Source organism: Paraperlucidibaca baekdonensis, from assembly GCF_003387535.1.
Taxonomy (GTDB): Bacteria; Pseudomonadota; Gammaproteobacteria; order Pseudomonadales; family Moraxellaceae; genus Perlucidibaca; species Perlucidibaca baekdonensis.
On the sequence record NZ_QUNR01000001.1, the window covers coordinates 808,377 to 818,875 of the forward strand.

Consider the following 10,499-nt stretch of genomic DNA (forward strand, 5'->3'; position numbering starts at 1 on the left):
CTAGCCGGCTTTTTTCGGGGTATTGCTGCGCAGCAAGGCTTTTGCCTGTGCGGCAAGGTCCGTCATGCCCAGTGCGGTGTAGTTTTTTACTAATAGGCTAAGCGCCTCGGGAACGGCCTGGCTTTCTGGGTAGTTTTCAACCACCCAGCGTGCGCGGTTAATCACCGCCACATAGGCACCGCGGGTCTCATAATAACGCGCCACATGCAGCTCGGCTTCGGCAAACTGATTGCGCAAATACACCATGCGTTGGCGCGCATCGGCATTGTACTGGCTGTTGGGGTAGCGGGTGATGAGCTGGCGGAAGTCGTCAAAGGCGACTCGAGCTTGACCCATGTCACGATGCGCCATATTGACGGGGAGGCGCTTCAAAATCGCATCTTGGTCAATCGCGTAATTCGATAAGCCACGCAAATACAGCACATAGTCGAGGTTGGCCGACTCCGGATGCAGTCGTAAGTAGCGATCAATGGCAGCAATCGCGCTGGCGTAATCGCCCTGCATATGGCGACCATAAATAAGCTCAAGCTGCGCCTGCTCAGTGAAGTTACCCACCGGATATTGTGACTCGAGCGCTTCATAGCCAGCCACAGCAACACTGTAGTTGCCGTCTTTTAGGGCCTCATGTGCCTCGTTGTAGTAGTCGGCTTCGGTTTTAACAATAGGCTTTTGCGCGGCACACGCGGTTACTATAACAGCGGCGGCGGCGAGGGCTAAACGTGAAAGCTTTTTCATGAATTCATCCAAGATGAGCACCAAAGGTGGTGCGCGGGTACAATACCCCCTATTAAACACTAGCTCGACGAGCCCGCCAAACCATGTCGCATGCAATTTCATTAAACGCCGTTGTTCCTCCCGAGCTTGCCGGCTGCCGAATCGACCAAGCTGCGGCCACATTATTTGCTGAATACTCGCGCGAGCGGCTCAAGCAGTGGATTCACAGCGGCATGCTGACGTGTAACGGCGAGCGTAAAAAACCGAAAGAAAAAGTATTGGGCGGCGAGCAGTTAGTGATCGACGCGCAACTCGAAGAAGAGACGCAAGCGGCGCCGGAGGCTATCGACCTAGATATTATCTATGAAGATAATTACCTGATGATCATCAACAAGCCCGCGGGTTTGGTGGTGCATCCGGGCGCTGGTAATCATACCGGCACGCTAATGAATGCGTTGCTGCACCATCAGCAAAACCTAGTGCAGCTGCCGCGCGCCGGCATTGTGCATCGGCTCGACCGTGACACCACCGGGCTGATGGTCGTTGCCAAAACGTTGCCCGCGCATACCCATCTGGTCGCGCAGTTGGCGAGCAAGCAGGTCTACCGCGAATACGAAGCCGTGGCGTATGGGCAAATGACCGCCGGCGGCACAGTGGATGCGCCGATTGACCGTCACCCGCATGACCGCGTGCGCATGGCCGTGGTGCCCGGTGGCCGCAACGCCGTCACGCAATACCGTATTTTGCAGCGCTACCCGCATCACACGCATGTTCGCGTGCAGCTAGAAACCGGGCGTACGCACCAAATTCGCGTGCACATGGCGCACATTGGTCACGCCTTGGTTGGCGACCCGGTGTATGCGCGGCTGCGTTTTCCGAAAGGTGCCTCCGAGGCATTGCAAGATACCATGCGCCACTTTTCCCGGCAGGCACTGCATGCCCGGCGCTTAGGTCTCGTGCATCCGGCAACCGAAGAGCAGTGCTTGTGGGAGTCACCACTGCCGGATGACTTTGTGGCGTTATTGGCTGCTTTAAAAGCCGATGCGACGCCTGAGTAAACGCGGCCAATGAGCAACGAGTTCCCAGCACCCATCCTCGATGAGTCGCAGCTTATTCGCGCCGATTGGCCGGCACCAGCGCATGTTCACGCGTGGGTAACAACGCGCGCTGGCGGGCTCAGTCAGGCACCCTTTGATGCCCTAAATGTTGGCCTGCATGTCGATGATGACCGCCACGCGGTGCTGGATAATCGACGTCGCCTCACCGCGTTTTGTCAGGCGCGAGGCAGCCAAGGTGCGCTGCCGTGGCTGAATCAAGTGCACGGCATCACAGTGATCAATGACAACCAATGGCCAACAGCCGATTGCGCAGGAAATGAGCCACGCTGCATTGACGCAGATGCCAGCTCAACAGCGCAGGCTGGGCGCGCGCTCGTGGTCATGACGGCAGACTGCCTGCCCGTGTTTTTCACCGACTCAGCGGGCTCACGTGTTGCTCTGGCACATGCGGGCTGGCGGGGCTTGTGCGCTGGTATTATTGAAGCCACGGCAGCCACGTTTGCTCCCTCACAGACACTGATGGCCTGGCTTGGTCCGGCCATTGGCTCAGCAAGCTTCGAGGTCGGTGACAGCGTGCGCATGGCATTTCTCGACAACGCTCAGGCCTATGATGTGACCCACGCAGCAGGCCGCGATGATGAGCAGTGCGCAACCAGCGCGGCGTTTGTGGCAACCCGGCCTGGGCATTATTTAGCGGATCTTTATGCCTTGGCGCGCTTGCGCTTGCTGCGCGTGGGTGTCTCAGCGGTGTATGGTGGCAACTTCGATACATACAGCGAATCATCGCGGTTTTTCTCCTACCGGCGAGTGTCGCGCACCGGCCGCATGGCGAGCGTGATTTGGCGCACGTAAGCGCCGCCCCCTTTCAGAGCGAACACGAAGGAGTTGGCATGACGCCAATGGTTGTTATTTATCACAGTGGTTTTGGCCACACCGAACAAATTGCCCACTGCATCACCGCAGGTGCCAATCGTGTTGCCGATGTGCAGGCGCAAGCCATGTCGGTGAGCGACATCGATTGGGCGGTATTGAGCGCCGCTGAGGCCATTATTTTTGGCGCGCCGGTGTATATGGGTAGTGTCTCCGCATCATTTAAGCAGTTTATGGATGACAGCTCGCGCACGTGGTTTGCGCAGGGCTGGCAGGATAAAATCGCCGCCGGTTTTGTCAATTCCGGCGCGCTCAGCGGCGATAAGCAAGTCGCGCTACAGCAGCTACAAACCTTTGCTGGCCAGCATGGCATGGTGTGGATAAATTTTGCCTTGCAGCCCACAGGCACCGGCGCCGATGATTTAAATCGTCTTGGCTCGTATTCGGGTCTCATGACTCAAGCCGATAATGAGGCCCCAGAGCACACGCCGCCGAAAGGCGACCGCGCCACAGCCGAGGCGTTTGGTCAGCATATTGCCGAGCGCACGCAACGCTGGCAGCGCGGCGCGGCGTAGCAGCTTGTGCCGCTGTGACTGAGTAACTTTACTTGGTTTGTATATTGCCTGTTGTTGGCTCTTGAATTTTCGTCATCGCCCCCACAAATCATAAACATCACTGTTTGTTTATGAGGGCTAATCGATGCGCCTAGACCGTCTTACCGCCACCTTACAAAACGCGCTGGCCACGGCGCAGTCCACCGCCGTTGGTCGTGACCACAACAGCCTCGACCCTGTGCACCTGCTCGATGCGCTAGTCGCGCCTGCCGATAGCGCCATTGCGCCCATGATTGCGCAAGCTGGTGGTCAGCTGCCGCGCTTGCGCACCGCCATTGCCCAAGCGCTCGATGACCTGCCGCGTATTGCCAAGTCCAGTGGCGAAATGGCCCCCAATGCCGAGCTGATGCGGGTGCTTAATCTTGCCGATAAGTTAGCGCAGCAAAAAAATGACAGCTTTATTGCCAGCGAATGGGTCGTGCTCGCGTGCATCGATGCCAATACGGCGGCGGGTAAATTACTGACGCAATCGGGCCTCACGCGCGACTCACTGAGCCGTGTCATCGATAGTTTGCGTGGTGGCGAAAACGTCAATAGCGCTGGTGCCGAAGAGCAGCGCCAAGCGCTCGACAAATACACCATCGATCTCACCGAGCGGGCGCGTGCAGGCAAGCTCGATCCGGTCATTGGCCGTGATGAGGAAATCCGCCGGACCCTGCAAGTGCTATCGCGGCGCACGAAAAATAACCCCGTGCTGATTGGCGAGCCGGGCGTGGGTAAGACCGCCATTGTTGAGGGCTTGGCGCAGCGCATCGTCAACGGCGAAGTGCCCGAGAGCCTGAAATCTAAAAGCGTGTTATCGCTGGATATGGGCGCGCTGATTGCCGGGGCAAAGTTTCGCGGCGAGTTCGAAGAGCGCCTGAAGTCGGTGCTCACCGCCTTGGCCAAACGCGAAGGTCAGGTGATTTTATTTATCGATGAGATTCACACCATGGTCGGTGCGGGTAAAGCCGAAGGCGCCATGGACGCCGGCAATATGCTCAAGCCGGCATTGGCGCGCGGCGAGCTGCATTGCGTCGGTGCCACCACGCTCGATGAATACCGCCAGTACATCGAAAAAGATGCGGCGCTGGAGCGGCGCTTTCAAAAAGTCCAAGTCGATGAGCCCAGCGTGGAAGATACCGTGGCGATTTTGCGCGGCTTAAAAGAGCGCTACGAATTGCATCATGGCGTCGATATTACCGATCCGGCGATCATCGCCGCCGCGCGCTTGTCGCATCGCTACATTAGTGACCGTCAGCTGCCCGACAAAGCCATTGATCTCATTGATGAGGCGGCCTCGCGTATCCGCCTCGAAATGGATTCGCGGCCAGAGTCCATGGACAGGCTGGATCGTCGGCTTATTCAGCTAAAAATGGAACGTGAGGCACTCAAGCACGAAGACGATACCGCCTCGCAACAGCGCCTGGCGAAACTCGAAGAAGATATCCTCAAGCTTGAGCGCGAGTATGCTGATCTCGATGAGATCTGGCGCGCTGAGAAATCATCGGTGGCAGGTGCGCAGCAGGTCAAAGAGCAGCTCGAAAAAGCCCGCTGGGCATTCGATGCCGCCAAGCGCCAAGGTGATTTAGAGAAAATGTCGCAGCTACAATACGGCAGCATCCCGGAGCTCGAAAAGCAGTTGGCACAGGCGCAAAGTGGCGAGCGTCCGGAGGCCACGCTGCTGCGCAGCAAAGTCACCGAGGCTGAGATTGCCGACGTCGTGGCGCGCAGTACTGGCATCCCGGTGGCGCGCATGATGGAAGGTGAGCGCGAGAAATTATTGCGCATGGAGGCTGTACTGGCTGAGCGTGTGGTCGGTCAAGATGAGGCCGTACAGGCCGTGGCTCATGCCGTTCGGCGTTCGCGTGCCGGCCTGACTGATCCTAATCGCCCGAGTGGTTCGTTTTTATTTTTAGGCCCCACCGGCGTCGGTAAAACCGAGCTCTGTAAAGCGCTCGCAAACTTTCTCTTCGATAGCGATGACGCCATGGTGCGCATCGATATGTCTGAATTCATGGAGAAGCATTCGGTGTCACGCTTGGTCGGCGCACCGCCAGGCTATGTGGGCTATGAGTCCGGTGGCACGCTGACCGAAGCGGTGCGACGCAAACCGTATTCGGTGCTGCTGCTCGATGAGGTCGAAAAAGCCCATCCCGATGTCTTCAATGTGCTGCTGCAAGTATTAGAAGATGGTCGTTTGACCGATGGCCAAGGCCGCACCGTGGATTTTCGTAACACGCTAATCATCATGACCTCCAACCTTGGCGCGGAGATGATCCAACGCCTCACGCAAGCGGGGCAGACCGAGCAGGTACGTGCGGCGGTCATGGACGCCGTACACGGCCATTTTCGCCCGGAGTTCATCAATCGGATTGATGAGGCCGTGGTGTTTGCGCCGCTGGCCGCAGCGCAGATTCGTGCCATTGCCGCCATTCAGCTTGAGCGCTTGCGTGAGCGTTTAGCCGACCGTGAGCTGAAGCTTGAGCTTAGCCACGAAGCCATGGCGCATCTGGCGGCGGTGGGCTTTGATCCCCTGTTTGGCGCACGGCCATTGAAGCGGGCTATTCAGGCGGAGTTGGAAAATCCGCTAGCTGATCATCTGCTGCGTGGCGACTTTGCGGCTGGCGATACCATCATGGTTGACCTAGAGCAGGGCCGGTTGGTGTGTCAGCGACCTAAGTTGCATTAACTTAAGGCTTGACATCTCGCGGCTGCGCATAAAAAATGCGCAGCTTCATGGAGGGCGCCGACACGCTGACCACCCTCAGCACCTCGGCGCCAGAGCAGCGATTGCTCTGACCCAAGACGCGTACCTCGCCGTCTCTAAACGCCTGCTCGGCAATTCCCTGTGCGCACCCGCAGCCAGGTCATTGCCACCTCTACCCCGAGGTCAAGAGCACCTGCATCAGCCCCCATGAAACAAGCGCTTGTGTTACGATTCGGCCCCATTGGCGGCCGTGCACAGGCATAGCCATTCCTAAACAATAGGGTGAATTGTGGAACAGTTATCTGGCGGTCAAATGCTTATCCGCGCGCTTGCTGATGAAGGCGTGGAATTTCTTTTTGGTTACCCTGGCGGGGCGGTGCTGCATATTTACGATGCCATCTTCCAGCAGGATAAAGTCCAACATATTTTAGTGCGTCACGAACAAGCCGCCGGCCATGCTGCCGATGGCTACGCGCGTGCCACGGGCAAGGTCGGCTGCGTGCTTGTGACTTCTGGCCCCGGCGCCACGAACACGGTCACGGCCATCGCTACCGCCTATATGGATTCGATCCCGATGGTGGTGATCTCCGGTCAGGTGCCATCGAACTTAATCGGCGAAGACGCGTTTCAAGAAACCGATATGGTTGGCGTGAGCCGCCCGATTGTGAAGCACAGCTTCCAAATTCGTCACGCCAGCGAGATCGCCGGCGTGGTGAAAAAGGCCTTTCATATTGCCTCAACGGGTCGCCCCGGTCCGGTTGTCATCGACGTGCCGAAAGATTGCACTAATCCTATTGAGAAGTTTCCTTACGAATACCCCGCTAAGGTCAAACTGCGCTCGTACACGCCGCCCGGTCGTGGCCATGCTGGGCAGATCAAAAAGGCTGTCGATGAATTGCTGGCGGCGAAACGCCCCGTGATTTATGCCGGCGGCGGCGTCGTGCAGGGCAATGCCTCGGAGCTACTCACTGAGCTCGTGCGCACATTGGGCTATCCGTGCACCAACACCTTGATGGGCCTTGGTGCTTTCCCCGGCACCGACCCGCAATTTATCGGCATGTTGGGCATGCACGGCACTTATGAAGCCAATATGTCCATGCACCACAGCGACTTAATTCTCGCTGTGGGCGCGCGCTTCGATGACCGAGTGACTAACAACACGCAGAAGTTTTGCCCGAATGCGAAAATCATTCACATCGACATCGATCCGGCGGCGATCTCAAAAACCATCATGGTCGACATTCCCATTGTTGGTGCTGTGGAGCCTGTGCTCGCCGATATGCTCGCCATGGTCAAAGCCGAAGACGCCGCCAAGCCCGATGCCGAAGCGCTGAATATTTGGTGGGAGCAAATCGCGCAATGGCGTACCCGTCATGGCCTGCGCTATGAAGCGCCCGCACCAGGCGAAATGAAGCCACAGCAAGTGGTCGAAGCGCTCTATAAAGCCACCAATGGTCAGGCCTACATCACGTCCGATGTTGGTCAGCACCAGATGTTTGCCGCGCTTTATTACAAATACGACCGCCCGCGCCAGTGGATCAATTCCGGTGGCCTCGGCACCATGGGTTTTGGTTTGCCCGCCGCCATGGGCGTGAAGTTTGCCTATCCCGACGCCATGGTCTGCTGCGTCACCGGTGAAGCTTCGATTCAGATGAACATTCAAGAGCTGTCGACCTGCTTGCAGTACGGCTTGCCAGTGAAAATCATCAACATCAATAACCAGTCATTGGGCATGGTGAAGCAGTGGCAAGACATGCAGTACGAAGGTCGTCATTCGAGCTCCTACATGGGCTCGCTGCCAGACTTCGTGAAGCTCGTTGAGGCTTATGGCCACGTGGGCATGAAAATCACCGACCCCGCCGAGCTCGACAGCAAAATGGCCGAAGCAATGGCGATGACCGACAAATTGGTGTTTTTAGATATCTACGTAGACCCCAGCGAGCATGTCTACCCCATGCAAATTGCCAAGGGCTCAATGCGTGACATGTTGCTAAGCAAAACGGAGCGTACATGATCATGCGTCGTATTATTTCTCTGCTTTTAGAAAATGAACCGGGCGCCTTATCGCGCGTGGTTGGTCTGTTTTCGCAGCGTAACTACAACATCGAATCGCTGACTGTGGCGCCTACCGATGATGAAACGCTGTCACGCATCACCCTCACCACGACGGGCGATGAACACAAAATCGAGCAAATCACCAAGCAGCTCAATAAGCTGATCGAGGTGGTGAAAGTCGTTGACCTGAGCGAAGGTCAGCACATTGAGCGTGAGCTCATGCTGATCAAGGTCAAGGCTGTTGGAGCGGCGCGTGCTGAGGTTAAGCGCACGGCCGATATTTTCCGCGGCCATATTGTGGATGTAACGCCTAGCGTCTACACCATTCAGCTCACCGGACCGAGCGATAAGCTTGACGCCTTTATTGAGGCGCTGTCTGAAATCACCATTCTTGAAGTTGTGCGTACCGGTGTGTCCGGCATTGCGCGCGGCGACAAAATTCTCAGCATTTAACCGAGGAAAAACTCCATGCAAGTGTATTACGACAAAGACGCCGACCTTTCCATCATTCGTGGCATGAACGTCGCCATCATTGGCTACGGCTCACAAGGCCATGCGCACGCGCAAAACCTCACCGACTCCGGTGTCAATGTCACTGTGGGCCTGCGCAAAAATGGCGCTTCATGGCCGAAAGTGGAAGCCGCTGGCATCAAAGTCGCCGAAGTTGATGATGCCGTGAAAAATGCCGACCTGGTGATGATTTTGCTGCCAGACGAAAACATCCCCGATGTTTACGCCAACAACATCGCACCGCACATCAAGCAAGGCGCAACCTTGGCGTTCGCACACGGTTTCAACGTGCACTACAACCAAGTTGTGCCGCGCGCTGACCTCGACGTCATCATGGTGGCTCCGAAAGGTCCAGGCCACACCGTGCGCTCGGAATACCTGAAAGGCGGCGGCGTACCTTCGTTGATCGCTCTGCACCAAGATGCTTCTGGCAATGCCAAGCAAGTGGCGCTGTCGTATGCCGCTGCCAACGGTGGCACCAAAGGCGGTGTCATCGAAACCAACTTCCGCGAAGAAACCGAAACTGACTTGTTCGGCGAACAAGCGGTGCTCTGCGGCGGTGCCGTTGAGTTGGTGAAAATGGGCTTCGAGACGCTAACCGAAGCCGGTTACGCGCCCGAAATGGCCTACTTCGAGTGCTTGCACGAACTGAAATTGATTGTTGATCTGATGTACGAAGGCGGCATTGCCACCATGAACTACTCGATCTCCAACAACGCCGAATACGGCGAGTACGTGACCGGTCCAGAAGTCATCAACGAGCAATCACGTGAGGCCATGCGCAATGCCCTAAAACGCATTCAAACCGGCGAATACGCGAAAATGTTCATCTTGGAAGGTAAAACAAATTACCCCAGCATGACTGCTCGCCGTCGCTTAAACGCAGCGCATCCGGTTGAAGTCGTGGGCAGCCAATTACGCGCCATGATGCCGTGGATCTCGAAAAACAAGCTGGTCGATCAAAGCAAAAACTAAGTTTTTGCGATGTCACCTAGGCCGAGGGCTGTTTCGACAGCTTTCGGTCGCAAAAGCGCGACTTAGGTCGCGTTTTTTTTTGCTGACGCTTAAGATAGTTTTTTTCGGGAGTTTGTTATGTCACAGCGACACGATCACGATGATCATTCGGGGCTTACGTTTGAAGTAGTTGAAGATGAGCATCTGGAGGGAGGCAAAAAGGCTCGGCATCGCGGTATCTATTTATTGCCTAACCTGTTTACCACGGCGGCACTGTTTTCAGGCTTTTACGCCATCATTTCAGGCATGGGCGGCAACTATGAGTCCGCCGCCTTAGCCATTTTCCTGGCCGGTCTTTTCGATGGCATGGACGGACGTGTTGCGCGCATGACCAATACGCAAAGTGCATTTGGTGCCGAATACGACTCCTTGTCGGACATGGTCTCTTTTGGTGTTGCCCCAGCCTTAGTGATGTTCAGCTGGTCTTTGCACTCACTGGGCAAGCTCGGCTGGATCTGCGCGTTCATTTATTGTGTCGCGGCCGCCTTGCGTTTGGCCCGCTTCAATGTGCAGCTAGCCGTCGCTGATAAGCGTTACTTTATTGGTTTAGCCAGTCCACTGGCTGGCGCGATTGTGGCGGCAGTGGTGTGGGTAGGGGTTGATAACAAATTACTGGAGCAATTTCCGTCAATGGCCATTGTCTCGGCTGTTGTGATTGTCGCTTTGGGCTTCTTAATGATCTCCAATGTGAAGTATTACAGCTTCAAAGAGCTCGACCGCAGTCGCGTGCCGTTTGTGGTGATGCTGCCAATAGTGCTGATTTTTGGCATTGTGATGTACGATTTGCCCATCGGTATTTTGGCGGTTTCTGTGCTTTATGCCGTCGCCGGGCCAGTTGCGGGGCTGTGGCATCGCTGGCGCGGCGACTCGGTGTCATGAGGCGCTTCGCAAACTATCAATCGCTTACGTCAGCTTCTGTTTATTAAGCAGGCAGTCAGCAAAAGATTTACGAATAACGGTTGACGCTGCTTTTAG

9 protein-coding genes are annotated in these 10,499 nt (G+C 56.3%); 8 read left to right on the forward strand and 1 reads right to left on the reverse strand.

Annotation, left to right across the window (positions count from 1 at the left end):
- Nucleotides 1–735 (reverse strand): outer membrane protein assembly factor BamD, encoded by a 735-nt coding sequence (locus DFR26_RS03775; protein ID WP_181898980.1) that lies wholly within the window; start codon nucleotides 733–735, stop codon nucleotides 1–3.
- Between the two features lie 83 nt (nucleotides 736–818).
- On the opposite strand from DFR26_RS03775, the gene rluD reads away from it, so the two are divergent.
- The 8 genes from rluD (at nucleotide 819) to pssA (ending at nucleotide 10,403) form a co-directional block, all read left to right on the forward strand.
- Complete coding sequence (rluD, locus tag DFR26_RS03780; RefSeq protein ID WP_116207587.1) at nucleotides 819–1,772, forward strand: 23S rRNA pseudouridine(1911/1915/1917) synthase RluD; 954 nt, start codon at nucleotides 819–821, stop codon at nucleotides 1,770–1,772.
- Nucleotides 1,773–1,781: 9 nt separating this feature from the next.
- On the forward strand, nucleotides 1,782–2,624 hold the full coding sequence (gene pgeF / locus DFR26_RS03785; protein ID WP_116207588.1) for a peptidoglycan editing factor PgeF: 843 nt from the start codon (nucleotides 1,782–1,784) through the stop codon (nucleotides 2,622–2,624).
- Nucleotides 2,625–2,662: 38 nt separating this feature from the next.
- Nucleotides 2,663–3,217 (forward strand): flavodoxin family protein, encoded by a 555-nt coding sequence (locus DFR26_RS03790; protein ID WP_116207589.1) that lies wholly within the window; start codon nucleotides 2,663–2,665, stop codon nucleotides 3,215–3,217.
- Nucleotides 3,218–3,341: 124 nt separating this feature from the next.
- Nucleotides 3,342–5,927, forward strand: coding sequence for an ATP-dependent chaperone ClpB (gene clpB / locus DFR26_RS03795; RefSeq protein ID WP_116207590.1), 2,586 nt, complete (start codon nucleotides 3,342–3,344; stop codon nucleotides 5,925–5,927).
- Between the two features lie 307 nt (nucleotides 5,928–6,234).
- A complete protein-coding gene (locus DFR26_RS03800; protein ID WP_116207591.1) occupies nucleotides 6,235–7,959 on the forward strand; it encodes an acetolactate synthase 3 large subunit in 1,725 nt (574 codons plus the stop codon).
- A gap of 2 nt (nucleotides 7,960–7,961) precedes the next feature.
- The gene (ilvN, locus tag DFR26_RS03805; protein WP_116207656.1) at nucleotides 7,962–8,453 is read left to right on the forward strand and encodes an acetolactate synthase small subunit; all 492 of its coding nucleotides are present in this window, start codon (nucleotides 7,962–7,964) and stop codon (nucleotides 8,451–8,453) included.
- A gap of 15 nt (nucleotides 8,454–8,468) precedes the next feature.
- The gene (ilvC, locus tag DFR26_RS03810) at nucleotides 8,469–9,485 is read left to right on the forward strand and encodes a ketol-acid reductoisomerase (RefSeq protein ID WP_116207592.1); all 1,017 of its coding nucleotides are present in this window, start codon (nucleotides 8,469–8,471) and stop codon (nucleotides 9,483–9,485) included.
- 117 nt (nucleotides 9,486–9,602) lie between these two features.
- Nucleotides 9,603–10,403, forward strand: a complete 801-nt coding sequence (gene pssA / locus DFR26_RS03815) for a CDP-diacylglycerol--serine O-phosphatidyltransferase (RefSeq protein ID WP_116207593.1) — start codon at nucleotides 9,603–9,605, stop codon at nucleotides 10,401–10,403.
- Nucleotides 10,404–10,499: the final 96 nt, after the last annotated feature.

Excerpts from the sequence above, each read along its gene's own strand:
- DFR26_RS03775 (WP_181898980.1), bottom strand. The coding sequence starts at position 735 with ATGAAAAAGCTTTCACGTTTAGCCCTCGCCGCCGCCGCTGTTATAGTA.
- rluD (WP_116207587.1), top strand. The coding sequence starts at position 819 with ATGTCGCATGCAATTTCATTAAACGCCGTTGTTCCTCCCGAGCTTGCC.
- pgeF (WP_116207588.1), top strand. The coding sequence starts at position 1,782 with ATGAGCAACGAGTTCCCAGCACCCATCCTCGATGAGTCGCAGCTTATT.
- DFR26_RS03790 (WP_116207589.1), top strand. The coding sequence starts at position 2,663 with ATGACGCCAATGGTTGTTATTTATCACAGTGGTTTTGGCCACACCGAA.
- clpB (WP_116207590.1), top strand. The coding sequence starts at position 3,342 with ATGCGCCTAGACCGTCTTACCGCCACCTTACAAAACGCGCTGGCCACG.
- ilvN (WP_116207656.1), top strand. The coding sequence starts at position 7,962 with ATGCGTCGTATTATTTCTCTGCTTTTAGAAAATGAACCGGGCGCCTTA.
- ilvC (WP_116207592.1), top strand. The coding sequence starts at position 8,469 with ATGCAAGTGTATTACGACAAAGACGCCGACCTTTCCATCATTCGTGGC.
- pssA (WP_116207593.1), top strand. The coding sequence starts at position 9,603 with ATGTCACAGCGACACGATCACGATGATCATTCGGGGCTTACGTTTGAA.